The following is a 22,979-nucleotide window of genomic DNA, read 5'->3' as shown; positions in this document are numbered from 1 at the left end:
ACGGCGGAGACGCCGTCGCCGGCATCGCGGAGCACCGCGTCGGCGCCGGCACTCACGCCGGCGTCGGCAGCGGGCTCAGGCCTGCGGCTCGAGCTGCGTGGGGATCGCCAGACGGTTCCACACGTTGATCGTGGCGATCGCGAAGAGGAGATCGCCCAGCAGGGTCTCGTCGAACTGCGCGGACGCCTCGTCCCAGACGTCGTCGGGGACGCCCTCTGCTCCCAGCTTCGTCACCGTGTCGGTGAGGCGCAGGGCGGCGCGCTCGCGGTCATCGAAGTGCGGGGAGTCGTGCCATGCCGCCACGGCGAACAGCTTCGGGGTGGGGATGCCGGCCTTGATGCCGTCGCGCGAGTGCATGTCCGTGCAGAACGAGCAGCCGTTGAGGATCGAGGCGCGCAGCTTCACGATCTCGTACAGCTCGCGCGGGATCTGCCGGCTGCAGTAGGACTCGAGGCCCAGCACGGCCTTGTAGGCCTCGGGGTGCGTCTCGAACAGCTTCATCCTGGTCATCGGTCGTTCTCCGTTCTGGAGTCCGGGTGTCCTGTCGGAACGTGGGTCCCGGGCGTCTCGCCATGATGACCGACGAGGGGCGCGGAATGTGAGGCGGACCCCGGGACCACGTCCGCGCTCCACGCGAGCGTCCCGGCGACGAGAGGCCGCACCCGGACGCGACGCGGCCCCCGGTGCGAGTGCACCGGGGGCCGCGTGGTCCGACGGTGGCCGCCGAAGCGGCCCATCGGGTGGTGTCAGACGTCGATCAGGCGTCGCCGCGGTGGTTGCCGCGCTTCTCCGGATCGGCCGGGTTGTCCGCCGGGTCGATGGCGGGGTCGATCACGCGACCCTGCTCGACCTCGTCGTCGGCCGAGCCCTTGGCCTGACCGCTCGTGGAGTCGGCGCCCTTGGCGGCACCGCCCTTCGCGCCGGCGGCCTTGGCGTCGGAGCCCTTGGCCTCCGAGCCCTTGCCGTCGGTCTTCTTCGCCTCGGCCGAATCCACCTTGAGCTCCGACGGAGAGGTGTCCGAGGAGCGGTCGGAGGTGTTCGGGGTCGAGGCGGCGTGCGAGCCGCCCTTGAGCGAGGAGGCGACGTCCCCCGCCTCGGCGCCGGCGACGGCGTCCGAGACCTGGGTGGAGTCGGACTCGCTCGAGCCCGAGGCCGGGTAGTGGGCGCGGGCGAAGTCGGCCGGCGGGGCCCAGGGGTCCTCGACCGGACGGGTCTTCTTCCACACCAGGTAGCCGGCGGCTGCACCGGCGGCCGCGAGACCCAGGATCAGCAGCACCTTGCCGGCGCGGCCGCTCTTCTTCTTGGGCGCGGCCACGGCGGCCTTCCTGATGTCGCCCTGGCCCTTGTCGAACTCGCTGCGAGCTGCATCGACGGCGGCGGTGACGGCCGAGCTCACCACGGAGCCGGTCGCCTCGGCCGTGCGGCGGGCGCGCGGGAGGTAGTCGTCCTGCAGGTCGTTGCGGAACTTCTCGGCCTGCGGGCCGATCTTCTCGCCGAAGGCGGAGATCTTCTCGCCCTGGGTGCGAAGCCCCTCCTCGACCTGCGGGCGGACCTGGTCGACGAAGTGCGAGGCCTTGTCGCCCGCGTTGCCGGCGAGGGACTTCAGCTCCTCGACGGCCTTGCCGGCCTTGTCCTCCGCAGTGCTGCCGAGATCCGCAGCGGTCTTCTGCGCCTGGTCCTGGACCTTGGACGCGGTCTTGGCCGCGTCCTTCCGGCCCTTCTTCGCTGCCTTCTTGGCACGTTTCGTGCTCAGCGCCATGCGAGTCCCCTTTCGGTCATGTCCGCCGGGCTGTCCCGACGGGGGAGTGCGTGCGGACGAGGGTCGCGTCGCTCAAACGCGACGACACGTCTCGAGTGGTTCCACCCTACCGTGACCCCCGGCACGCGGATCCAGAGTGCTGACAGGTGGGGATGGAGATCCGCTTCCCCGCGGTACCGTGATCGGGTCCACACTCGCGCATCCCCGCGACGGCGCGCCATGAGCAGGTGATTCCTGATGCCCCGCAAGCCCTCCCTCCCGCCGCTGCGCGGTGCGACGCCCCTGCAGGCCCTCGGCCGCTTCTTCCGTCAGTACGGGATCTCCAGCGGGCGGGCGAGCCGGAGCGAGTACTGGTGGTGGGTGCTCGTGAACCTGCTGGTCACCACCGCTCTGCAGATCGCCGGGAACATGCTGGTCGCGGGGTGGACGTGGGACCACACCTTCGTGATCGTCGGCAGCCGATGGCCGATGGGCTCGAGCGGCGCCTCGGTGATCGGGGTCATCGCGACGATCTGGGCGCTTGGCACCCTCATCCCGAGCCTCGCGGTGGTCTGGCGGCGCCTGCACGACGCAGGGCACGGCGGCGGCTGGTTCTTCCTGATCCTCATCCCGATCGTCGGCTGGCTGCTGCTGATCTGGCTGCTCGCCTCGAAGGAGAACCCCGACGGGGCGCGCTTCGACCGGCCGACGGCCACCACCGGTCCGGATGCACCGCTCGGCCTGCGCAGCGACGCCTGGTCGAGGTCCTGAACCGCGCCTCCGGCCGGGCTCCTGAACCGCACCGCCGGCCGGATTCCTGACCCGCGACCGGCGGATCCGTCGGCCGCGCCCACGTCTCCGTCGGCGGTGAGCAGGTGCCCGTCGATCGCGCGCACGCCGCGCCCACGCGCCTGTGCGAGACTGGCCGCATGTTCGCAACACTGCACACGAACCAGGGCGATATCCGCCTCGAGCTGTTCGAGAACGACGCCCCCAAGACCGTCGCCAACTTCGTCGGCCTCGCCGAGGGGACCCGCGAGTTCACCGATCCCGACTCCGGCGAGAAGGTCACCCGTCCGTTCTACGATGGCGTCATCTTCCACCGCGTGATCGACGGCTTCATGGTCCAGGGCGGCGACCCGCTGGGCACCGGCACCGGCGGCCCCGGCTACATGTTCGACGACGAGATCTCCGAGAAGAACTTCGACGAGCCCTACAAGCTCGCGATGGCCAACGCCGGCAAGCGCATGAACGCGATCACCGGCAAGCCCTCGGGCACCAACGGCTCGCAGTTCTTCATCACCGTCGCCCCCACCCAGTACCTGCACGGCAAGCACACCGTGTTCGGCGAGGTGGCCGACGACGAGTCGAAGAAGATCGTCGACGCGATCGCCACCACCCAGACCGACATGCGCGACCGTCCCGTCGAGGACGTCGTCATCGAGTCCGTCGACATCGAGAAGTGATCCGGAGGCGGGCGCCCACCAGGGCGCTCGCCGCCCGTCGGCCCCGATCCCGCTCCGTCCCGCCCACCATGGCGCACCGGGGCCACCACACCGGGCCACCCCGCGAGAAGTACGAAACGGTTGCCATGAGCGCTCATGGCAACCGTTTCGTACTTCTCGTCGGTGTCAGGGGCCGACAGGCGGCCCGATCGGCTGGTGCGGGCGCCGTCGGTCGGCCTGATCGACGCGATCAGGGGCGGGCTGTGACGGTCTCCTGCGCCGCGCGGCGGACGATCGCCCTGCGGATCAGGACCATCAGCAGCACGAACCCGACGGTGAGCAGGATGTGCCCGATCCCGGCGATGCCCGAGACCATGGCGTCCATGGCCCCCAGGTCCGTGCCCTGCACGGTGAGCATGCCGCGCACGAACATCATGGCGGCGCTGACCAGCACCCCTGCGTGGTAGATGCCCTGGAACCACGCGAACAGGCGCGGGGAGTCGGAGAGCCGGAGCACGGCCTCGAGGGCGAGGACCGCGAGCAGGACGATCACGCCCAGGGTCAGCAGGTGCGTGTGCACGACGCCCAGCTGTGTGTGATCGGTGGCCGGCCAGTCGGAGTGCTTGGTGATCTCGCGGAACGCGAGTCCGGAGACGAGGCCGAGACCGAGGTAGACGCAGATCGCGGTGAACAGACGGTTCATGGCGCGCATGGGTGTTCCTTCCGTGCGGTGGAGGTGCGGGACAGAGGGATGAGGGACAGGCGGTGCCGGCCGGGGCCGACCGCGCTGATGGGGGTCGGTGGTCATCGGGCCTGGTGGACGGCGCGGCCGCCCAGGCGGCCCGGCCACCACATCCGGTCCCCGATCAGGGAGAACAGGGCAGGGACGAGCACCGTGCGCACCAGCACCGTGTCCACGAGGACGCCGAGCCCGACGATCAGGCCCAGCTGGCCGAGGACCACGAGCGGCAGCACCCCGAGGGCCGCGAACACGGCGGCCAGCACGATGCCGGCGCTGGTGATCACCACACCCGTCGAGCCGACGGCCCGGACGGTCCCGTGCACGGTGCCGAAGCGCTCGGCCTCGCGACGGATCCGGTGGGTGAGGAAGATCGTGTAGTCCACGCCGAGCGCCGCGAGGAACAGGAACGCCAGCAGCGGCACGGTCACGTCGAGCGCCGGGATGTCGAACAGGGTGCGGCCCACCCAGAGCCCGAGCCCGATCGAGGCGAGCGTGCTGACGAGGTTCGCGGCGAGCAGCACCACGGGGGCCACGGCGGCGCGCAGCAGCACCACGAGCACCACGAGGATCACGGCGAGGATGATCGGCGCGATCAGCAGCAGGTCGCGCTTCGAGTCGTCCTGGACGTCGAGCGCCTGGGCGGAGGTGCCTCCCACCAGGGCGTCCGGGGTGACGTCGTGGACGGCGGCGCGCAGGTCGGTGACCTCGGTGTCGGCCGCGGGCGACTCGGGCTGTGCGGTGCCGGTGGCCGAGAGAACCGTCTGCCCGCCGGGCGTCGTGCCGGTCTCGGAGACGGACTCGATGCCGGGAACGTCCTCCGCGGCGGTCGTCACGGCCTTCGCCTCGGACGTCGGGACGGTGATCAGGTGGGGGCCGGACTGGCCTGCGCCGTAGTGCTCGGCGATCGCCGTGAAGCCGGTCTGCGACTCGTTCGCGGAGGCGAACTGCTCGCTCTGGGCGAGGCCGACGCGCGTGCCCAGCAGGCCCGTTGCACAGATCGCGAGCACGGCGAGGGTCCCGATCACCGAGATCACCGGGTGAGCGGTGACGCGGCGCGCCACGGCGGCGAAGATTCCGCGCTCGGCATCATCGGTCGCCGCGGAGTCGGCCGTGGCATCGACCGCGGAGTCCGAGTCGGAGGCCTTCTCGCCGTCGGCCGTGGCCTGCGTGGGACGGGGCACGAAGGGCCAGAAGACGCGGCGCCCCGTGATCGCGAGCAGCGCGGTGAGCGGGAACAGGACCGCGAGCAGGGCGATGACGAGCCCCACGGCGGCGGCGATGCCCAGCCCACGGGTCGCGGGCATCACCGCGAGGACCAGGGTGAGCAGGGCGAGCACCACGGTCACGTTCGAGGCGAGCACCGCCGGGGCGGTCTCGCGCCACGCCATACGCAGGGCTTCGCGATGGTCCGTGTGGCGATGCAGCTCCTCGCGGTAGCGGGAGATCAGCAGCAGCGCATAGTTCGCGCCGGCGCCGAAGACGAGCACGCTGATCACACCCGCGTCGAAGGCCAGGGAGAAGGACTCGCCCATGCGGGAGGTGACCGCGCTGGCGACCCCGTCGGCCGATCCGACCACCGCGAGCGGCAGCAGCCACAGCACGGGAGAGCGGTAGGTGAGCAGGAGGAGCAGGCCGACCACTGCGATCGTCACGATCAGCAGCTTGAAGTCGGCGCCCGCGAAGGCGCCGCGGATGTCCGAGCCCACGGCCGGTCCGCCCGTGACCTGCACCTGCAGTTCAGCAGCGGCGCTGCCCTCGACGGTGTCGTGGGCGACGTCCCGCAGCTGGTCGATCTTCGCGTCCACCGCGTCATCGCCCGCGCTCACGTCGATCGGGGCGAGCACGAGGTCGGCGCGGCCGTCCTCTGAGGGCATCGGCGGCAGCTCGTGGCCGTCGGTCGCGGAGGCGAGGTCGCTGCGCAGCTGCGCGATCTGCTCCCGGTCGGCCGACGTCAGCTTCCCGCCGTCGGTGCGGGTGACCACGGCCATCACGGACTGCTGGTCGGCGTCGGGCAGCTGGTCGGCGACTGCAGCGGCGCGGGAGGACTCGGCGCTCGCAGGAAGGGCGTCCATGCCGGCTGCGGGTCCGGAGCCGCGCAGGCCCATCAGGCCGAGCGCGAGGACGGCCGCGATCACGAGCACCACCCATGCGGAACGGCGACCGGTGAGGATCGAGGCGGCCTTCGCGAGAGCGCGGCCGGCGGGCGAGCGCGGCGGGGTCGACGCCGCACGCGCGTCGGTGGTCGGGGAGGAAATCGGGGACGTGGTCGAGGTTCTCATCGTTCTTCCTGGTCGCGCACGGGTTTCGGGGCCGCGGCGCTCAGCGCCGCGGTACGTGTCCCACGCTAGGAACGGCCTCCTCGGACGGAATCAACCGTTCGATGTATTCGACCTGTGACCCGGAGCGCCGCCGCGCCTCGGCGTGCTCCCCGGAGCCTCATGTAGGAATGGGGGCATGGAGAACCGACCCACCTACGGCTACGGCGCCGACGACCCGGATCCGGCCCAGCGCCCGCGACCCAGCTACGGCTACTCCGCCGGCGACGCCGAACGCGCCGGAGGGGCCGACGGCGCGGCGGCCGGGACGGGCGGCTCCTCCGCGGGCGCCGCGGACGACGCCTCGCTGCCTGCGCACCAGATCCCGGGAGGCGAGCAGGCGAGAGCGCCCGTGTGCCCCCGCCACCCCGACCGCGTGAGCTACGTGCGCTGCAAGCGCTGCGGCCGGCCCGCGTGCGGCGAGTGCCAGCGCCCCGCACCCGTGGGGATGCTCTGCGTGGACTGCGAGAAGGAGCTCGCCGCGCAGCAGCGCTCGGCGAGCCCGCGCAACATGGCCGGCGGCCGCATGGGCAGCTCCACCCCGTTCCTCACCTACGGCGTGATCGGCCTGTGCGTGGTGCTGTTCCTCGGCCAGACGCTGATCCCCGGGGGCGCCGTCGAGCAGGCGCTGATCTACGCGCCGGTGCGCACCCTCGCGATGCCCTGGACCCTGATCACCACGGGGTTCCTCCATGGCGGCGTGTTCCACCTTCTGCTGAACATGTACGCGATGTACCTGGTGGGTACGCACCTCGAGCGCACGCTCGGGCACTGGCGCTTCGGCGCGATCTTCATGCTCTCCCTGTTCGCGGGGCAGGTGGCCGTGCTCCTGTTCGCCGACCCCATGTCCTCCTCGTGGGTCGGGGCGACGCTCGGCGCGAGCGGCGGCATCTTCGGCCTGTTCGGCACACTGCTGATCGTGAACCGGCGGATGGGCGCGGAGACCACGCAGATCCTCGTGCTGATCGGGCTGAACCTCGTCATCACCTTCACGATCCCCAATATCTCGTGGCAGGGGCACCTGGGCGGTCTGGTGATGGGCACGGCGCTGACCGCGGTGATGTTCGCGCTGCGTCCGAAGGCGAGCCCCGGCGCCGACCGCGCCGCCCTCGCGCGCCGCTCCGCGCTCATCCACGGCGGCGTGCTCGCCGCGGGGCTTGTGCTGTGCCTCGTGCTCATCGCGGTGAAGATCGCGACCGTCCCCGCCGGGTACCTGCCGCTGGTCTGAGGCGGCGGGCCGCGGGTCAGGAGGGCCGACGGCGAGGGGCCGATGGGCTGAGGAGCCGACGTGCCGAGTCGCCGACGGTCGAGCCGACCCCGGGGTTGTGGAATCACATGCCTGTGATTATCCCCAGTTGTGGATAACTTTGGGGACAACTGCCGATCGTGTGTGGAATCGCGGGGGACGGAGGCCTCGAACCTGTGGACCAGAGGTGTCCAACAGGCGTCGACGCCGTGCGACAGCCCCCATGACCTGCGGTACGAAGCCCTCCACCGTGCGGAATCACAAACCTGTCATTCGTCCCCAGGTGTGGAGTTCTCTGTGGAAAACCCTCTCAGGACTCCACACCACCGGTGATCCGGACGTCCTGATCCGACCTCAGAGCGGCCTCGACCATCGCCACCAGGGCGCGCGCGGCATCGTCGGCGCCCACCACGTCGGCCGAGGGGACATGGACGAACCCGCCGCGGACGGCGACGCCTCCACGGCTGCCCGCGCTCGCGTCCGCCCGCAGCGCGTGGCACAGCCGGTAGAAGACGTCGTTGCACACGTACGTCCCGGCCGCCTGCGAGACCGCGGCCGGCACGTCGAGCACCCGCGCGGCCTCGACCATCGCCTTGATCGGCAGGGTCGAGAAATATCCGACCGGGCCGCCGGCCAGGCAGGGGACGTCGATGGGAGAGCGGCCGTCGTTGTCGGCGATGCGCGCGTCCTGCACGTTGATCGCGACCCGCTCGGGAGTGATCGCGCGCCGGCCCGCAGCGAGACCGGTCGCGATCACGAGGTGCGGCGAGCGGGCCTCGATCTGCTCGAGCAGGAGGTCGGCACCGCGGGAGAACACGACCGGAAGGCGCGCCGTCGCCACGCTCACTCCGCGGGACTCCAGCTGCGGCGCGGCCCGCCGCACCGCCTCCCACGACTCGTTCGTCGCGGCCCCCGCGAAGGGCTCGAACCCGCTCAGCAGCACGTCGATGCTCATGGGGGCAGGGTATGCGCCTCTACTCTGGGCGCATGCCCGCCTCGCCGACGCCCGATCCGTCCATGTCCCCCGGGCTCCCGCCGGACCTCGACGCCCTGCACCCGCCCTTCGCCCTCCGGGTGCGCTCCGGCCCGCTCACCCTGCGGGTCCTCGCCGACCGCGACCTGCCGGAGTACGCCGAGCTGCTGCGTCGGCCGATCTTCGCCGACCCCGACGCCCCGCACGTCTTCCCCTGGTACGCCCGGCCCGAGCAGGAGCGGATCCGCGAGGCGCTGCGCTTCCAATGGCGCCTGCGCAGCGAGCTCTCCCCGGAGAGCTGGTCGCTGACCCTGGGCATCTGGGCCGACGACCGGCTGATCGGCTGCCAGGACCTCGACGCGAAGCAGTTCGCCGTGCGCCGCACCGTGACCTCGGGATCCTGGCTCGCACGGGAGATGCAGGGGCGCGGCCACGGCGGTCTCATGCGCCGCGCCGTGCTCGTGCTCGCCTTCGACCACCTGGGCGCGGTGCGGGCGGAGTCCGCGGCTGTCGTCGGCAACGAGCGCTCCTACGGCGTCTCCCGCTCCTGCGGCTACGTCGACAACGGCACCGAGGTCATCGAGCAGAACGGCCGAGCCGTGGAGCACCAGCGGTTCGTCGTCACCCCGGAGACCTTCCGGCGCGGGCCCCGGAGCGTCGAGGTCGAGGGACTCACCCCTGAGCTGCGCACGCTGCTCGGGGCGCCGGAGCCCGGCGACTCGAGCACCTGAGCGCGCCGTCCTCCGGGTCGCGGAGCGACGCTGCTCCGCGACCCGCCCCACCACCAGCGAGGGATCTCTCTCCTGGGGTCGCAGCCCCCGGGGTCTCAGGCCATGCGCTCCGGCGGGCGCTCGCGCGGGTGCTTCGCCCGCAGGACGAAGTAGTTGATCGCGCCCACCAGGGCGAAGACGACCACGCCGAAGGCGATGCCGATCAGGAGCGCGCTGCCCACCGACGCGCCGCCCAGCACGCCGAATCCGATGATCGCGGCGGCCAGGGCGATCACCCCGGCCACGGCGCCGTTCAGCGCCGACCGGGCATAGATCTGGTTCGAGCTCATGGGAACCTCCGTTGCGAGTCCCTGTGCTGCAGTGCCGACCCGTCCGGATGCCGCAGAAGCGCGACATCGTCGCAGACCAGACGTGTTCTCACGGTAGGGTCGGCCACGAGCCAGGGCTACTTCTGCACGGAACGTGAGGAGAACGGTGACGGATCTTGAACGCTATCGGCGCACCGACCGCGCGCAGGACGTCGGGTTCGTCTTCGGTGCGCTCACGGCCGCGAGCCTTCCCGGCCCGGGCCTGCTGCGCCTGCTCGGCCGCCTCCACATGACCGAGTCCGCCGCCCGCAGCACGCTCGCGAAGATGGTGAGGATGGGTCGCCTCGACGTCGAGCGTCACGGACGCGTGGGCGTCTACTCCCTGGGAGCTCCGCTCGCGCGTCGATACCGGCAGATCGAGGGCACCGCGACGCTTCCCGCCTGGTCCGGCAGCTTCCACGGGATCGTCCATCAGGTCCCCGAGAGCGCACGCTGGTTCCGCGACCGCCTCACCTACTACGCAGACTTCCACGGATTCGGGACCCTGCGCCCCGGTGTGCTGATCAGCGTCCGGGCCGAGACGGACACCGTGCTCGGCCAGCTGGGCGAAGCGCCCGAGGGAGCAGTCCTCCACCGCGTGCTGATCACCCCCGAGACCGTCGAGGAGGCGCGGGGGATGGCGGGCGCGACGTGGGATCTCGCCGACGTCGCCCGCCGCGCCGAGGACCTCACCTCGCGGATCCGCGAGCTGCGGGGGAGCGTGGATCTCGAGTGCCGCCCTGGCGGCCAGGGGCACGAGGGCCGAGAGTTCCGTGGTGACGATCCGCCCGCCGACGAGGCGCGCCTCTGGGACGTGTTCGGACGATGGAACGCGCTCTACCAGCAGGTCATGCGCGTCGTGCTCGCCGACCCCCATCTTCCCGTCGAGCTCCTGCCGCCGCGCTGGCCCGTCGGCGTGATGTTCGCCGAGCTGAACCGGCTGAACACAGGATGGGGGCCGACGCTCCAGCCGTTCCTGCGCGCGCAGGTCGAACAGGCCGCACCGGGTCTCGCCCGGTACGAGCCCGCCCCGTGGGAGCGCACCCGGTAGCCACGCAGGTCCCGCGCGGGAGCCGGAGCGACGGGCCGGCGCGCTCCGTCAGACCCCGTCGGCCGCGAGGCGCAGCGCGGCGCGGGCGGCGGCAGCGGATCCCGGCGCCTCCTGGACGCAGCGCGCGAGGAGCCAGCGCACCGTCCGCTCCGGATCGAGGCCCGTCAGGCGCGCCATCCGGGCGCTGAAGCCCGACGGGTCCTCGACCAGGCGGTCCTCGGCGTTGAACATGTGCTGCAGCAGATCGTAGTGCGGGTCGCCCACGTACGGCTTCGGGTCGATGACCAGCCAGGAGCCGCCGTGATCCGGTCCCTCGCCGCCCGCTGCGAGCACGTTGTGGTGGTGCAGATCGGTCGCGAGCAGCACCTCGGGGACGCCGTGCTCGCGGGGGAGCGCGCGGAACATGTCCAGGCCCCGTCGCACCAGCTCCTCCGGCAGGCCGCGGGACTCGCGGGCGAGGCGCTCGGCGGCCTCGTCGGCCCACCAGGCGCACATGTTGGCGAGCGGGCGGAAGCCGTGCTCGGGAGCGCCGGGGAGGTCGCCGGCGGGGATCCACAGGCGACGCAGCAGCCCCGCGACCACCTCGTCCTCCTGCTGGCGCGGGAGCCCGCTGCGCGCGAGCGTCGTGCCGGGGCGCACGCGCTCCATGAGCAGCACGCTGAGCGCGCCCTCGCGGCGGGCCTCGAGCACGGGCGGCACGATCGGTCGAGGCTCCTCCCGCTCGGAGTCCTGGCCGGAGGACCAGATGCTCATACCGAGCGCCTCGTCCCGGGCCTCCTCGTGCGCCCACGCGACCTTGAGCACCAGGTCCTCGCCGCCGGCGCCGGTCGCCGCGCCCACCCAGCCCGTCGAGCCCTCGGGGAACGCGGCGCCCAGCATGACGCCCAGGCGCTGGGCCGTGACGTCCCTGGCGGCGAGGATCTGCGCGTCCGACGGCCGCGGTTCCTGCGTCGGTCCGGGCGCAGGTCCGGGCGCGGGCCCGGACTCGGGCCCGGGGCTGGGATCGGAGCGATGGTCGCCTTTCGTGCTCATGACCGGCGCCCGAGAAGGATCAGCTCGGCGGTCGCGTCGGTGACGGGTCCGCCGGACCAGTCGCCGTGCACCCGCTCCAGGACGAAGCCCGCGGCCTCGAGGTCCGCGCGCAGCACCTCGAGCGGCCGGAAGATCAGCGTCTCCTCGGCGCTGCGTCGCGCGGACCCCTCGCGCTCCGTGATGCCGCGGTGCGTCTCGACGACGCCGTCGGCCCCGCTCTCGTCGACCGCGAGGAGCTCGACCCAGCTGGTGAACACGCCGCCGTCGGGGTGAGGGAAGTCGCCGCGCGTGCTCTCGGGCGTCCAGTGCTCCCACGGCCGCCGACGCGGGTCGCGGCTCTCGAAGGCGAGCACCCCGCCGGGACGCAGCGCCCGATGGGCGCTCGCGAGCAGCGCGTGCCACGTGTCCGCGGGGACGATCTGCTGGGCGGCGTGCCCGGTCATGACCGCGAGGTCCGCCTCGCCCTCCGGGGCGGCGTCGGCGGAGCCAAGGATCCAGGTCACACGCTCGCCGCCGGGACGCGTGCGCGCGATCTCGAGCATCGCCCCGGCGGGATCGACGCCGAGCACGCGGTGGCCGTCGGCCGCGAGATCGACGCAAAGGACCCCCGTGCCGCAGCCGATGTCGAGGACCGTGAAGGGGGCGTCCGCCCCGCGCGCCGCGGCGCCGCGCAGCTCGCGGGCCAGGCGCCGATAGAACTCGACGTCCTCACGCCCGGAGTTCTCGGCGTCGTACAGCCGCGCGGACTCGGGATCCTCGTAGGGGTTCGTGGAGGGGAGCGTGCTCACCTCGGCGACGCTAGCGGGGCGCGACCGGGCATGGCGAGCGAATACACCGGACGCCGCGCCGCGCCGAGATGTGCCGTCTGTCCGTTCCCGGCGGTGCCCCTGAGTGACAATGACCGGGTGAAACCGTTCCTTCTCATCGCGACGCGTCCCGAGGACGAGGTCGCGCAGTCCGAGTACGAGGCAGTGCTGCGCCTGACGGGCCTCGAGGCCGAGCAGCTGCAGCACATCCAGCTCGACCGCACGCCGATGCCGCCCGTCGACCTCGAGGAGATCTCGGGGATCATCGTCGGCGGCAGCCCGTACAACACCTCGGACGACGCCGCCTCGAAGTCCTCCGACCAGGTGCGCGCCGAGCGCGAGCTGGGGGAGCTGCTGGACCGCGTCGTCGAGGCCGACTTCCCCTTCTTCGGCGCCTGCTACGGCGTCGGGACCCTGGGCGTCCACCAGGGCGCGATCGTCGACCGCACCTACGGGGAGCCCGTGAGCGGCATCGACGTCGAGCTCACCGACGCCGGTCGCGAGGACCCGCTGATCAGGGCCTCAGGCGTCCCCGAGAGCTTCCTCGCCTTCGTGGGCCACAAGGAGGCCGTGCACGTGCTGCCCGAGCACGCCGTGCTGCTGGCCACCGGCCAGCGCTGCCCCGTGCAGATGTTCCGCGTGGGCACCTCGCAGTACGCCACCCAGTTCCATCCCGAGCTGGACAACGACGGCCTCGTCTTCCGCATCCGCGCCTACCGCGACAACGGCTACTTCGACCCGGCCGAGGAGGAGGAGCTGATCGAGCGCGTGCGCCCCGTCGACGTCCACCACGCCGCGAAGCTTTTGCGCGCCTTCGTCGAGCTGCACGCCCGCTGACCCCGTCGGCCGGAGCATCCGACCGTCCGCCCGCGCTGATCCCCGCGCCGGAGGACGCCCGCCGCACCGCGCCACCCGCCCCCACCGGAGGCCCCGAGACCGATGACGTCCTCCCCGCCCCCCGACCGCTCCTCACGACCCGGCGATCCCGTGCGCCCGCGCCCGCGACCGCGCCAGAAGTTCACCCGTGAGCAGGTACGACGCCGCCAGATCGTCGCGGGAGGATGCCTCGCGCTCGTGATCCTGCTGGTCGTGATCTCGTGCAGCGCGATCCTTGGACGCCACGGCGGCGGGGGAGGGGGAACGCTCGGCGGTGGGGCCGACGACTCCGCGATGAGCGTCCCCGCCACCCCTGCTGACGCCCCGGCGCTCTCGCAGCTGCCGAAGGACGCGAGCCTCGGCGGCGAGGAGGCCCTCGGCATCGACGTCTCCGCCCATCAGGGCGAGATCGACTGGACGGAGGTCCGGGGCGACGGCATCTCCTTCGCGTACATCAAGGCCACCGAGGGCACCGGCTTCACCGACCCGCAGTTGAACGCGAACTGGCGCGGCGCGCGCGGGGCCGGCGTGACCCCCGGCGCCTACCACTACTTCACGCTCTGCTCGCCCGGGGCCGACCAGGCGAAGGCGTTCCTGGAGGCCGTGCCGCCGAGCGACGACGCCCTGCCTCCCGCCCTCGACCTCGAGTTCGACGGGGCCTGCGAGAAGCGTCCCGAGGCGAAACAGGCGAAGGAGGAGGTCGCGGCCTTCATCGATGCCGTCGAGAAGGCCTGGGGGCGCCGCGTGGTGCTCTACTCCTCGCGCGAATGGCGCGACCACTACGGACTCGACGCCACCGAGGACCGGCCCGACTGGCTGTACAACGACGGCTCCCGGCCTGTCCAGGGCGACTGGGCGCTGTGGCAGACCCGCTTCGACGGCTCGGTCGCGGGCGTGAAGGGCGACGTCGACATCGACGTCCTGCGCACCGAGGTGCTCCGCGCGTCCTCCTCGATGAACGACGACGCCTGAGCGGCAGATCTCTCTGATCCCCGACTGACCTGGTCGAGACGATCCGGCGACGCCGCGCAGCGGCGCGTGTGACCCCTCACGCATCCCCACGTGGGACGTGGTGGCGGCCCTCGCCCACCCTTTAGGGTGAGGTTCGCCGAAGCCTCGGAGAAGTCGACCCTCACCTGCCCTCGGCGGGCATCGCCGAAGGCACCGTCGACCCTCCCGCATGCGGACGCCCCACCGGATGCGCGGCCCGGCTCCATCCCCAGTCACCAGGAACGGAGACCGCACCGCCATGACCCGCCGATCCCTCTCTCGCAGCCCCCTCGCGCCCCGCCCCCTGTCCGCCGACGGGGCCCGTCGGCCCGAGCCCGCCCGTCGGCCCAGCCGCCGCTCGCTGCTCGCCGGAGCGGCCGCGGCCCCCATCGGCCTCGCGCTCGCCGCCTGCGGAGGAGCCTCCTCGGCGGACGAGACCGCCTCCGACGCCGGCGGCGACTCCGAGGACGGCGCCTTCCCCGTCACCATCGAGCACGCGCTCGGCACCGCCGAGATCACCGAGAAGCCCCAGCGCATCGTCACCCTGGGCCAGGGGTCCACCGAGACCTGCATCGCGCTGGGCACCATCCCCGTGGGCGTCGAGGACTACGCCTGGGGCGCCGACGACTCCGGCCAGCTGCCGTGGGTGCACGAGGCCATCGACGAGAAGAAGGGGAAGCTGCCGGAGCTCATCACCGGCTCCACCGAGCTCGACACCGAGGCGATCCTCGCGCTCACCCCCGACCTGATCCTCGCCCCCTGGTCCGGGATCACCAAGGAGCAGTACGACGTCCTCAAGGACATCGCCCCCACCGTCGCCTACGAGAAGGAGGCGTGGGTGATCACCTGGGAGCAGCAGATCACCACGATCTCCACGGCCCTCGGCCTGCCCTCGAAGGCCGACGAGCTCATCGCGGGCATCAAGGACGAGTTCGCCTCCCGCCGGCAGGAGGAGTGGGAGGACGTGACGTTCTCCTTCATCTACAACTCCGGGAAGGGCACGCTGGGCGTCTTCTACCCCGACGAGCAGCGCGTCGCCATGGTCAGCGCACTGGGCCTCACCGTGGATCCCATCAAGGACGAGATCTCGAAGTACGAGGTCGAGGGCACGGACTCGGCCATGATCGGTCTCGAGAACGCCGACATGCTCGACGACTCGGAGCTCATCTTCACGTTCTACTCCGACGAGAAGAACCGCAAGGAGGTCGAGGCGCAGCCGCTGTACGCGGACATCCCCGCGATCAAGGCCGGCGCGATCGTCGCCCCGACCGACCAGGCGTTCGTCACGGGCTCCTCGATGATCAACCCGCTCACCGTCCCGTGGGCGCTCGAGCGCTACGTCCCGCTGATCGAGAAGGCCGTCGCGAAGGTCTGATCGTGAGCACCGCGGTCTCGTCCGATCCGAGCACCCGCCCCGCCGCCGGCGCGGGGCGGGTGCTCCTCGGCGGCAGGCGTCGGATCCCGCCGCTCGCCGCGATCGCGCTCGCCGTGCTGCTCGTGCTCGCCGTGTGCCTGGCCAGCGTGTGCCTCGGCGCCCGGGCCGACGACCCCGGCCAGCTGCGCGCCGCCCTGCTGGGACGGGGCGAGGAGCGGATGGAGCTGATCGTGCACGGCCGCGCCGTGCGCACCCTCGTCGGACTGGCCGTGGGCTCGGCGCTCGCGCTCTCCGGCCAGCTCATCCAGGCCCTCACCCGCAACCCCCTCGGCGAGCCCGGGCTGCTGGGCGTCACCTCCGGCGCGTCCTTCGCGATCGTGCTGGTCACCGCGGTCCTCGGCACCGTGAGCGCGCAGGTCGCGGCGCTCGCCGCGATCCCCGGGGCGCTGCTCGCGGTGCTCGTCGTCCACCTCGTCTCCCGCCCGGCGGGCACCTCCTCCGTGGTCCCGCTCGTGCTCGCCGGCGCCGTGGTGAGCGCCGTGCTCGGCGCCATCGTGCAGGGGATCATCCTGCGCATGCCCGGCGTCTTCGACTCCTACCGCTACTGGGTCGTCGGCTCCCTGACCGGCGCCGACCTCACCACCCTCGCGACCGTCGCACCCGTGCTGCTCACGGGGCTGGTCGTCGCGATCCTCATCGCCCCGGCCCTGAACACCCTCGCGCTCGGCGACGACGTCGCGATCTCGCTCGGCTCGCCGGTGCGCCTCGTGCGGGGCGCCGGGATCATCGCCGCCGGACTGCTGGCCGCGGGCGCGACCGCCGCCGCGGGCCCCATCGCCTTCGTCGGCCTCGCCGTCCCGCACCTCGTGCGCGGCCTCGTCGGCGCCGACCACCGCTGGCAGCTGCCGCTCAACCTGCTGCTCGGGGCCGCGCTGCTGGTCGCCTCCGACGTCCTCGCGCGCGTCCTCATCCGGCCCGAGGAGCTCATGGTCGGCGTCGTCACCGCCTTCGTGGGCGCCCCGTTCCTGCTGCTGGCCGTGCGCCGCGGGGCGGTGACCGACCGATGAGCACCGTCTCCGCGCCTCCCGCCGAGCGCGCCGCGCGCCGCTCCGAGCCCCGCCCGACCCGGGCTCCGCTCCCGCCGGGGCTCCGCACCGTGCTGCTCGCCCTCGTCCTCGTCGCGATCGCCGTCGCGGCCGGGGTCATCACCCTCGCCCGCGGCGAGCTCGGCGTCGGCCCGTCGGACATCCTGAAGGTGCTCGAGGGAGGGGGAGATCGCCGCGCAGAGATCATCCTGACCCGCATGCGCGGACCGCGCGTGCTCGTCGGCGCGGGCGCCGGAGCCGCCCTCGGCCTCGCCGGGACCCTCTTCCAGACCGTCACCCGCAACCCGCTGGGGAGCCCCGACGTGATCGGGCTGGGAGCGGGCGCGGGCGCCGGCATCGCCCTGGTCTCCCTCGTCTCCGACGGGCCCGCCCCCACCTGGATGGGCGCGCTCGCCGGCTCGGCGATCGCGATCGGCCTCGTCCACGCGGCGACCGGACGCGGCTTCGCCTCGCCCTCGCGGCTGATCATCGCCGGGATCGGCGTGGCCGCGATGGCGCTCGCCCTCACCCAGTACGTGGTGGCCGTGGTGCTGCGCGACGCCGGCTCGCAGCTCGCCGGGCAGCTCGTGGGCTCCCTGAACTCCCGCAGCATGCAGCACGCGGCGATGATCGGCATCGTGCTGCTGGTGTGCGCGCCGCTCGCCGGTCTGCTGCGCCACGACCTCACCGTCATGGACATGGGCGACGAGATGGCAGACGCCCTGGGCGGCGGGGCCGTGCGCACCCGTACGAGCGCGATCATCCTGTCGGTGCTGCTGTGCGCGGGGGCCGTCGCGGTCGCCGGGCCCATCGCCTTCGTCGCGCTCGCCGCGCCGCACATCGCCCGCAGCACCCTGCGCCTGCCCGGCCCCCACCTGCTGGTCTCCGCGCTCGTGGGCGCCGTGATCCTGCTGGTCTCCGACCTCGCCGTGCAGGCCGTGCCCCTGCTCGACGGGCTTCCCGTGGGCGTGATCACCGCCGGATTCGGCGGCGTCTACCTGGGCATCCTGCTGATCGGCACCTGGAGGAGGAACAGCGCATGAGCACAGGACCCGAGCCCGTCGCGGCCCCGGGGCGCGCCACGAAGACGGTGCGCACCCCTGCCGCCGCCTCGGCGCCCGCACCGGCTCTCTCCCTCGAGGGCGTGAGCGTCGGCTACGGGGAGAATCTGGTCCTCGCCGACCTCGACCTCGAGGTGCCCGCGGGCCGCTTCACCGCGGTGATCGGCCCGAACGGCTGCGGCAAGTCCACGATGCTCAAGGCCATGGCGCGGACGCTGCCCGTGCGCGCCGGGCGCATCCTCCTCGACGGCGAGCCGCTGGACGCCCAGCGCTCCCGGGCGGTCGCACGGCGCCTCGCGATGCTCCCGCAGGAGCCCGTCGTGCCCGACGGCATCACCGTGCGCGGCCTCGTGGACCGCGGGCGCCACCCGTACCGCTCCGCGCTGCGCCGACGACTCCCGGGCGACGGCGAGGCAGTGGACGTCGCGATGGCCGCCACCGGCGTGGCCGAGCTCGCGGACGTGCAGGTCACGGACCTCTCCGGCGGGCAGCGCCAGCGCGTGTGGATCGCGCTCGTTCTCGCCCAGCAGACGGCGCACGTGCTGCTCGACGAGCCCACGAGCTTCCTCGACGTGGCCCACCAGATCGAGGTCCTCCACCTGTGCCAGGACATGCGCGCGAGCGGCCGCACCGTCCTCGCCGTCCTCCACGACCTGAACCAGGCCGCCCGCTACGCCGACGAGCTCGTCGTCCTCCACGAGGGCCGGCTCGTCGTCCAGGGCGCCCCGGCCGACGTCCTCGGCGAGCAGCTTCTCGCCGACGTCTTCGACCTCGACGCCCAGGTGGCCTCCGATCCGCAGAGCGGCACGCCGATGGTGGTGCCGCGCCTGCGACAGGCGGCTCAGGCCGGCTGAAGCCGGTGGGGTCGCGGCCCCACCCGGTGGCGGCCCGCGGCGCGGCGATGGTCCCGCTGGACGCGAGCGCGGTGCAGGGCGGCCTCGGCCTCGCGCTGACGACGAGAGTCCTCCGCCCTGCGCTCGGCGCGGATCCGCTGCAGCTCCTCGAGGGCGCCGGGATCCCCGAGGTCGGCGTCGAGTGGACGGTAGGTGATCAGTTGCGTGGTCATGTACCGACCCTCCCGCGCCCGCCCCTCGTCCTCCCCGTGATCGGGCTGTGCCGTCGCTCTGGACGGGACGCGGCGTCGGGCGCCGGTGCGATCCGTGCGACCGGTGCGTGAGGTGCCGCTGGTCGCGGGGCGGGGAGCGGGGCCGTCGCGGTGGGGAGCGGAGTCGTGGCGGAAGCGGCGGAGCAGGTCGTCGAAGAACATGCCTCAAGGCTCGCGCCGCGCGGGCATCCTGCACATCGCTCCGCGGTCGCCTGCGGCTCGGACCGCGGGTGGATCCCTCGGAGGCGCGCGCCCTACCGGGGAGTGAGCACCGGGTGCCCGAACTGCGGGGTCACCGCGGAACCGGTCCCGGGGAACCGATCCTGCGGGAGGGAAGCCCGGAGGTCACGGCTGCAGGCGCACGCGCTCCCAGGCGCCCGCGGAGGGAGCGGCGGATCCCGAGCCGTCCGCCGCCGCGGCCCCGTCGGCCCACCGGTAGACGATGCGGTCGTGCATGCGGCCGCCGCGGCCCTGCCAGAACTCGATGCGGTCGGGCACGAGGCGGTACCCGCCCCAGTGCGGGGGACGGGGGATCTGCTCCTCGTCGGCGAAACGAGCCTCGACCTCGGCGTACTGCGCGTCGAGCTCCTCGCGGGCACCGATCTCGCGGGACTGGTGGGAGGCCCAGGCGCCCAGCTGGGAGGCGCGCGGGCGACGCGCCCAGTAGGCGTCGGACTCGGCGTCGGCCACGTCCTCGATGCGCCCGTCGACCCGCACCTGTCGCTGCAGCGGGTACCAGGGGAACAGCATGGTCGCCCATGGGTCGGCGGCGATCTGCTCGCCCTTCGCGGAGTCCTTGTTCGTATAGACCACGAAGCCTGCGGCGTCGTGCGCCTTCAGCAGCACGGTGCGCGAGCGGGGGCGGGCGTCGCCGTCCTCGGAGCGGTCGACGGTGGAGAGCACGAGCGCCGTGGGATCCGGCAGGTCGCCGCGCTCCTCGCGGCGCGTGAACGCCTCCTGCATCCAGACGTCGAACAGCCCCATCGGGTCCGCAGGGGCGGCGTCGGCAAGGGAGCCGCCGAGGTAGTCGTTGCGGTCGTCCGCCAGGTCCGGGACGGGGTGCGAGTCGCTCATGCCCCATGAGTACGCCTGCGGGCCGCCGCGCGCAACACGGTCCGCCGGGCGCTGCCGACCCTGCCCCACGTCACGATTCGGCCACGGGATCGACCCTTCGTGCACAGGACGCGACCCTCGCGCGCGCCGAGTGCTAGGTTTCCGTCCACCATGCGCCGTGGGGCACAGGTCACATTCGCGCCCAGCGCCCGCCCCGCCCCCGTCACCCCCATCGGAGGATCTCCATGTTCGACGCAGCTCTCACTCCTCGCCGCCGCACCGTGCTGCTCGGTCTCGCCGGCGTCCCGGTGCTGCTGACCGCCTGCGCCCAGACCAGCGACGACGGCGGCGACGGCGGTGGCGGGGACTCGTCGGGCTCGCTCACCGTCGGCACCACCGACAAGGTGACCGCGCTCGACCCGGCCGCGGCGTACGACAACGGCTCCTCGACGGTGTGGACCCAGGTCTACGGCTACCTGCTGAACACGAAGATCGGCTCGAAGGACGGCAAGCCCGAGCCGGACCTCGCCGAGTCCGCCGAGTTCACCTCGGACACCGTGTTCACCGTGAAGCTCCAGGAGGGCCTCACCTTCGCCAACGGCAACGAGCTGACCAGTGAGGACGTGAAGCACACCTTCGACCGCCAGCTCGCGATCGCGGACCCCAACGGCCCCTCGAGTCTGCTCGCGAACCTCGAATCGGTCGAGGCCAAGGACGACCTCACCGTCGAGTTCCACCTCAAGGAGCCCAACGACCAGACCTTCCCCTACGTGCTCACCAGCCCCGCCGGCCCGATCGTCGACAAGGACGTCTTCCCGGCCGACAAGGTCCTCGCGGACGACGAGATCGTCAAGGGCAAGGCCTTCAGCGGCGCCTACCAGATCGCCAGCTGGAAGCTCAACGAGCTGGTCGCCTTCCAGGCCTTCGACGACTACAAGGGGATCTACGGGAAGCCGAAGACCTCGGACGTGTCGCTGAAGTACTACGCCGACCAGAACAACATGAAGCTCGACATCCAGCAGGGCAACGTCGACTGCGTGTTCCGCTCGCTCTCGGCGACGGACATCGAGGACCTCAAGAAGGATTCGAAGGTCGCGGTGCACGACGGCCCCGGCGGCGAGATCCGCTACATCGTCTTCAACTTCGACACCATGCCCTACGGCGCGAAGACGAAGGACGCCGACGCGAAGAAGGCCCAGGCCGTGCGGCAGGCCGCCGCGGACCTCATCGACCGCCAGGCCATCGCGACCTCGGTCTACAAGGACACGTACACCCCGCTGTACTCGTACATCCCCGAGGGCCTGCCGGGCGCGGGCGACCAGTTCAAGACCATGTACGGCGACGGCTCCGGCAAGCCCGACGCGGCGAAGGCGAAGAAGCGCCTGTCCGACGCCGGCGTCGAGACCCCCGTGAAGCTCAACCTGCAGTACAACCCCGACCACTACGGCAGCTCCTCGGGTGACGAGTACGCGGCCGTGAAGTCCCAGCTCGAGGCCGACGGCCTGTTCGCCGTGGACCTGCAGTCCACCGAGTGGGTCCAGTACTCCAAGGACCGCACGGCCGACGTCTACCCGGCGTACCAGCTGGGCTGGTTCCCCGACTACTCGGACGCCGACAACTACCTCTCGCCGTTCTTCATCAAGGACAACTTCCTGGCCAACCACTACGACGACGCCGAGGTGCAGAAGCTCATCGAGCAGCAGCGCGGCACCCAGGACGCCGCCGAGCGCGAGAAGCTCTTCGTCGAGATCCAGGACAAGGTGGCCACGGACGTCTCGACCCTGCCGCTGCTGCAGGGCGCCCAGATCGCCGTGTCCACGAAGGACCTGCAGGGCGTCACCCTCGACTCGTCCTTCAAGCTCCGCCTCGCGCCGCTCGCCCCGTGACCGCGGACCTCACGCGCAGCGCCACGGACGAACCGGCCGACGCGGGCCCGTCGGGCTCGTCGGCCCCCTCCGCGACCGCCCGCCGCGGCCGGCGCGGCGGCGGGGGACTGGGCCGCTACATCCTCACGCGCTTCCTGCTGATCATCCCCACCGTGCTGATCCTGATGACGGTCGTCTTCTTCCTCATGCGGATCACCGGCGACCCGATCACCGCGGCCCTCGGCGGGCGCCTGACCCCTGATCAGCTCGCCCAGCGCCGCGCCGAGGCCGGCTACGACCGGCCGCTGATCATCCAGTACCTCGACTACCTGTGGGGCGTGGTCCGCGGCGACTTCGGCACCACCTACACCGACCGCACGCCGGTGGCGAAGATCCTCACGGAGTACGGCGGGGCGACCGCGGAGCTCGTCGTCTACGCGGTGGTGGTGGCGCTCGTGATCGGGGTGCCGCTCGGCATGCTCGCGGCCCGCGCCCGGGACCGCTGGGGCGACCTCGCCCTGCGCGTCCTCGCGATCCTCGGGTACGCGACCCCGGTGTTCTTCGTGGGCCTGCTGCTCAAGCTCGTGTTCTCCGTGGGCCTGGGCTGGCTCCCGGTGGCCGGGCGCATCTCCAGCCGGGGCGAGCTGACGATGGGGAAGATCCTGAACCCCACCCCGTTCTACCTGCTGGACGCGATCCGGCTGGGTGACGCCTCGCTGCTGTGGGACGTCGTCAGCCACGCGATCCTGCCCGCGATCGCGCTGGGCCTGCTCACCGGCGGGATCTTCCTGCGCCTGGTGCGCACCAACATGATCGGCACCCTCGAGATGCCCTACGTCGACTCCGCCCGCTCCCGCGGCGTGCGCGAGTCGCGACTGACCACCCGCCATGCCCTGCGCCCCGCCCTGATCCCGATCATCACCGTGATGGGCATGCAGATCGCGATGATGCTGGGCGGCGCCGTGCTCACGGAGACCACCTTCGAGTGGAAGGGCCTGGGCTACATGCTCGCCGAGTACATGACCGCCCGCGACTACGTCGCCGTGCAGGGCATCGTCATGATGCTCGCGGTCATCGTCGCGATCTCGAACTTCCTGGTCGACGTGATCGCCGCCCTCATCGACCCCCGAGTGAGGTACTGAG

23 protein-coding genes are annotated in these 22,979 nt (G+C 72.3%); 13 read left to right on the top strand and 10 right to left on the bottom strand.

Annotated elements, in window-relative coordinates; genetic code table 11:
* Positions 1-75: 75 nt before the first annotated feature.
* Positions 76-510, bottom strand: coding sequence for a carboxymuconolactone decarboxylase family protein (locus ACFQ53_RS11120; RefSeq protein ID WP_377859535.1), 435 nt, complete (start codon positions 508-510; stop codon positions 76-78).
* 247 nt (positions 511-757) lie between these two features.
* The gene (locus ACFQ53_RS11115; protein ID WP_377859533.1) at positions 758-1,759 is read right to left on the bottom strand and encodes a hypothetical protein; all 1,002 of its coding nucleotides are present in this window, start codon (positions 1,757-1,759) and stop codon (positions 758-760) included.
* Between the two features lie 237 nt (positions 1,760-1,996).
* Between ACFQ53_RS11115 and ACFQ53_RS11110 the strand changes: the two genes are divergently transcribed.
* Both ACFQ53_RS11110 and ACFQ53_RS11105 read left to right on the top strand, forming a co-directional pair.
* The gene (locus tag ACFQ53_RS11110) at positions 1,997-2,509 is read left to right on the top strand and encodes a DUF805 domain-containing protein (RefSeq protein WP_377859530.1); all 513 of its coding nucleotides are present in this window, start codon (positions 1,997-1,999) and stop codon (positions 2,507-2,509) included.
* A 158-nt stretch (positions 2,510-2,667) separates the two neighbouring features.
* Positions 2,668-3,204, top strand: a complete 537-nt coding sequence (locus tag ACFQ53_RS11105) for a peptidylprolyl isomerase (RefSeq protein WP_249478202.1) — start codon at positions 2,668-2,670, stop codon at positions 3,202-3,204.
* Positions 3,205-3,433: 229 nt separating this feature from the next.
* Here ACFQ53_RS11105 and ACFQ53_RS11100 read toward each other — a convergent pair whose 3' ends face one another.
* Together ACFQ53_RS11100 and ACFQ53_RS11095 are read right to left on the bottom strand one after the other, a co-directional pair.
* Positions 3,434-3,895 (bottom strand): DUF2871 domain-containing protein, encoded by a 462-nt coding sequence (locus tag ACFQ53_RS11100; RefSeq protein ID WP_377859526.1) that lies wholly within the window; start codon positions 3,893-3,895, stop codon positions 3,434-3,436.
* A 92-nt stretch (positions 3,896-3,987) separates the two neighbouring features.
* The gene (locus tag ACFQ53_RS11095) at positions 3,988-6,204 is read right to left on the bottom strand and encodes an MMPL family transporter (protein ID WP_377859523.1); all 2,217 of its coding nucleotides are present in this window, start codon (positions 6,202-6,204) and stop codon (positions 3,988-3,990) included.
* A 175-nt stretch (positions 6,205-6,379) separates the two neighbouring features.
* On the opposite strand from ACFQ53_RS11095, the gene ACFQ53_RS11090 reads away from it, so the two are divergent.
* Positions 6,380-7,468 (top strand): rhomboid family intramembrane serine protease, encoded by a 1,089-nt coding sequence (locus ACFQ53_RS11090; protein ID WP_377859520.1) that lies wholly within the window; start codon positions 6,380-6,382, stop codon positions 7,466-7,468.
* A 328-nt stretch (positions 7,469-7,796) separates the two neighbouring features.
* Here ACFQ53_RS11090 and ACFQ53_RS11085 read toward each other — a convergent pair whose 3' ends face one another.
* Complete coding sequence (locus ACFQ53_RS11085; protein WP_377859517.1) at positions 7,797-8,441, bottom strand: pyroglutamyl-peptidase I; 645 nt, start codon at positions 8,439-8,441, stop codon at positions 7,797-7,799.
* Positions 8,442-8,473: 32 nt separating this feature from the next.
* Here ACFQ53_RS11085 and ACFQ53_RS11080 point away from each other — a divergent pair, with 32 nt between their 5' ends.
* Complete coding sequence (locus tag ACFQ53_RS11080; protein ID WP_377859514.1) at positions 8,474-9,190, top strand: GNAT family N-acetyltransferase; 717 nt, start codon at positions 8,474-8,476, stop codon at positions 9,188-9,190.
* Between the two features lie 95 nt (positions 9,191-9,285).
* On the opposite strand, the gene ACFQ53_RS11075 is transcribed toward ACFQ53_RS11080, so the two are convergent.
* Positions 9,286-9,519 carry a hypothetical protein gene (locus ACFQ53_RS11075; protein ID WP_249478207.1) on the bottom strand — a complete coding sequence of 78 codons (234 nt, stop codon included), beginning with the start codon at positions 9,517-9,519 and terminating at the stop codon, positions 9,286-9,288.
* A gap of 145 nt (positions 9,520-9,664) precedes the next feature.
* On the opposite strand from ACFQ53_RS11075, the gene ACFQ53_RS11070 reads away from it, so the two are divergent.
* A complete protein-coding gene (locus ACFQ53_RS11070) occupies positions 9,665-10,588 on the top strand; it encodes a hypothetical protein (RefSeq protein WP_377859510.1) in 924 nt (307 codons plus the stop codon).
* Between the two features lie 48 nt (positions 10,589-10,636).
* On the opposite strand, the gene ACFQ53_RS11065 is transcribed toward ACFQ53_RS11070, so the two are convergent.
* Positions 10,637-11,620 (bottom strand): aminoglycoside phosphotransferase family protein, encoded by a 984-nt coding sequence (locus tag ACFQ53_RS11065; protein ID WP_377859507.1) that lies wholly within the window; start codon positions 11,618-11,620, stop codon positions 10,637-10,639.
* Positions 11,617-12,408 carry a class I SAM-dependent methyltransferase gene (locus ACFQ53_RS11060; protein ID WP_377859504.1) on the bottom strand — a complete coding sequence of 264 codons (792 nt, stop codon included), beginning with the start codon at positions 12,406-12,408 and terminating at the stop codon, positions 11,617-11,619. The genes ACFQ53_RS11065 and ACFQ53_RS11060 overlap by 4 nt, the downstream gene beginning before the upstream one ends.
* Positions 12,409-12,525: 117 nt before the next feature.
* Here ACFQ53_RS11060 and ACFQ53_RS11055 point away from each other — a divergent pair, with 117 nt between their 5' ends.
* The 6 genes from ACFQ53_RS11055 (at position 12,526) to ACFQ53_RS11030 (ending at position 18,667) form a co-directional block, all read left to right on the top strand.
* The gene (locus ACFQ53_RS11055; protein WP_377859501.1) at positions 12,526-13,263 is read left to right on the top strand and encodes a glutamine amidotransferase; all 738 of its coding nucleotides are present in this window, start codon (positions 12,526-12,528) and stop codon (positions 13,261-13,263) included.
* Positions 13,264-13,365: 102 nt separating this feature from the next.
* The gene (locus ACFQ53_RS11050; RefSeq protein ID WP_377859498.1) at positions 13,366-14,274 is read left to right on the top strand and encodes a GH25 family lysozyme; all 909 of its coding nucleotides are present in this window, start codon (positions 13,366-13,368) and stop codon (positions 14,272-14,274) included.
* 277 nt (positions 14,275-14,551) lie between these two features.
* Positions 14,552-15,667: an iron-siderophore ABC transporter substrate-binding protein gene (locus ACFQ53_RS11045; protein ID WP_377859494.1), complete on the top strand. Its 1,116-nt coding sequence runs from the start codon at positions 14,552-14,554 to the stop codon at positions 15,665-15,667.
* Between the two features lie 2 nt (positions 15,668-15,669).
* Positions 15,670-16,734 carry a FecCD family ABC transporter permease gene (locus ACFQ53_RS11040; RefSeq protein ID WP_377859491.1) on the top strand — a complete coding sequence of 355 codons (1,065 nt, stop codon included), beginning with the start codon at positions 15,670-15,672 and terminating at the stop codon, positions 16,732-16,734.
* The gene (locus ACFQ53_RS11035) at positions 16,731-17,795 is read left to right on the top strand and encodes a FecCD family ABC transporter permease (protein WP_377859488.1); all 1,065 of its coding nucleotides are present in this window, start codon (positions 16,731-16,733) and stop codon (positions 17,793-17,795) included. Before ACFQ53_RS11040 ends, ACFQ53_RS11035 begins: the two co-directional genes overlap by 4 nt.
* On the top strand, positions 17,792-18,667 hold the full coding sequence (locus ACFQ53_RS11030) for an ABC transporter ATP-binding protein (protein WP_377859485.1): 876 nt from the start codon (positions 17,792-17,794) through the stop codon (positions 18,665-18,667). The genes ACFQ53_RS11035 and ACFQ53_RS11030 overlap by 4 nt, the downstream gene beginning before the upstream one ends.
* On the opposite strand, the gene ACFQ53_RS11025 is transcribed toward ACFQ53_RS11030, so the two are convergent.
* Together ACFQ53_RS11025 and pdxH are read right to left on the bottom strand one after the other, a co-directional pair.
* Positions 18,655-18,879, bottom strand: a complete 225-nt coding sequence (locus ACFQ53_RS11025) for a hypothetical protein (RefSeq protein WP_377859482.1) — start codon at positions 18,877-18,879, stop codon at positions 18,655-18,657. The genes ACFQ53_RS11030 and ACFQ53_RS11025 overlap by 13 nt on opposite strands.
* A 384-nt stretch (positions 18,880-19,263) precedes the next feature.
* Positions 19,264-19,992, bottom strand: coding sequence for a pyridoxamine 5'-phosphate oxidase (gene pdxH, locus ACFQ53_RS11020; RefSeq protein ID WP_377859479.1), 729 nt, complete (start codon positions 19,990-19,992; stop codon positions 19,264-19,266).
* A 224-nt stretch (positions 19,993-20,216) separates the two neighbouring features.
* Between pdxH and ACFQ53_RS11015 the strand changes: the two genes are divergently transcribed.
* Both ACFQ53_RS11015 and ACFQ53_RS11010 read left to right on the top strand, forming a co-directional pair.
* Positions 20,217-21,857, top strand: a complete 1,641-nt coding sequence (locus ACFQ53_RS11015; RefSeq protein ID WP_377859476.1) for an ABC transporter substrate-binding protein — start codon at positions 20,217-20,219, stop codon at positions 21,855-21,857.
* On the top strand, positions 21,854-22,978 hold the full coding sequence (locus ACFQ53_RS11010; protein ID WP_377859473.1) for an ABC transporter permease: 1,125 nt from the start codon (positions 21,854-21,856) through the stop codon (positions 22,976-22,978). Before ACFQ53_RS11015 ends, ACFQ53_RS11010 begins: the two co-directional genes overlap by 4 nt.
* The last annotated feature ends 1 nt before the right edge of the window (position 22,979 follow it).

Source organism: Brachybacterium sp. NPDC056505 (assembly GCF_042794925.1).
Lineage (GTDB): Bacteria > Actinomycetota > Actinomycetes > Actinomycetales > Dermabacteraceae > Brachybacterium > Brachybacterium kimchii.
Note: the sequence above shows the minus strand (reverse complement) of the source record. Positions and strands in the feature narration are given on the sequence as shown.

Coding starts and splice junctions, on each gene's coding strand:
- ACFQ53_RS11025 (WP_377859482.1), bottom strand. CDS start 18,879: ATGACCACGCAACTGATCACCTACCGTCCACTCGACGCCGACCTCGGG.
- ACFQ53_RS11065 (WP_377859507.1), bottom strand. CDS start 11,620: ATGAGCACGAAAGGCGACCATCGCTCCGATCCCAGCCCCGGGCCCGAG.
- ACFQ53_RS11035 (WP_377859488.1), top strand. CDS start 16,731: ATGAGCACCGTCTCCGCGCCTCCCGCCGAGCGCGCCGCGCGCCGCTCC.
- ACFQ53_RS11030 (WP_377859485.1), top strand. CDS start 17,792: ATGAGCACAGGACCCGAGCCCGTCGCGGCCCCGGGGCGCGCCACGAAG.
- ACFQ53_RS11015 (WP_377859476.1), top strand. CDS start 20,217: ATGTTCGACGCAGCTCTCACTCCTCGCCGCCGCACCGTGCTGCTCGGT.
- ACFQ53_RS11105 (WP_249478202.1), top strand. CDS start 2,668: ATGTTCGCAACACTGCACACGAACCAGGGCGATATCCGCCTCGAGCTG.
- ACFQ53_RS11115 (WP_377859533.1), bottom strand. CDS start 1,759: ATGGCGCTGAGCACGAAACGTGCCAAGAAGGCAGCGAAGAAGGGCCGG.
- pdxH (WP_377859479.1), bottom strand. CDS start 19,992: ATGAGCGACTCGCACCCCGTCCCGGACCTGGCGGACGACCGCAACGAC.
- ACFQ53_RS11095 (WP_377859523.1), bottom strand. CDS start 6,204: ATGAGAACCTCGACCACGTCCCCGATTTCCTCCCCGACCACCGACGCG.
- ACFQ53_RS11120 (WP_377859535.1), bottom strand. CDS start 510: ATGACCAGGATGAAGCTGTTCGAGACGCACCCCGAGGCCTACAAGGCC.
- ACFQ53_RS11075 (WP_249478207.1), bottom strand. CDS start 9,519: ATGAGCTCGAACCAGATCTATGCCCGGTCGGCGCTGAACGGCGCCGTG.
- ACFQ53_RS11045 (WP_377859494.1), top strand. CDS start 14,552: ATGACCCGCCGATCCCTCTCTCGCAGCCCCCTCGCGCCCCGCCCCCTG.
- ACFQ53_RS11085 (WP_377859517.1), bottom strand. CDS start 8,441: ATGAGCATCGACGTGCTGCTGAGCGGGTTCGAGCCCTTCGCGGGGGCC.
- ACFQ53_RS11100 (WP_377859526.1), bottom strand. CDS start 3,895: ATGCGCGCCATGAACCGTCTGTTCACCGCGATCTGCGTCTACCTCGGT.
- ACFQ53_RS11090 (WP_377859520.1), top strand. CDS start 6,380: ATGGAGAACCGACCCACCTACGGCTACGGCGCCGACGACCCGGATCCG.
- ACFQ53_RS11110 (WP_377859530.1), top strand. CDS start 1,997: ATGCCCCGCAAGCCCTCCCTCCCGCCGCTGCGCGGTGCGACGCCCCTG.
- ACFQ53_RS11080 (WP_377859514.1), top strand. CDS start 8,474: ATGCCCGCCTCGCCGACGCCCGATCCGTCCATGTCCCCCGGGCTCCCG.
- ACFQ53_RS11050 (WP_377859498.1), top strand. CDS start 13,366: ATGACGTCCTCCCCGCCCCCCGACCGCTCCTCACGACCCGGCGATCCC.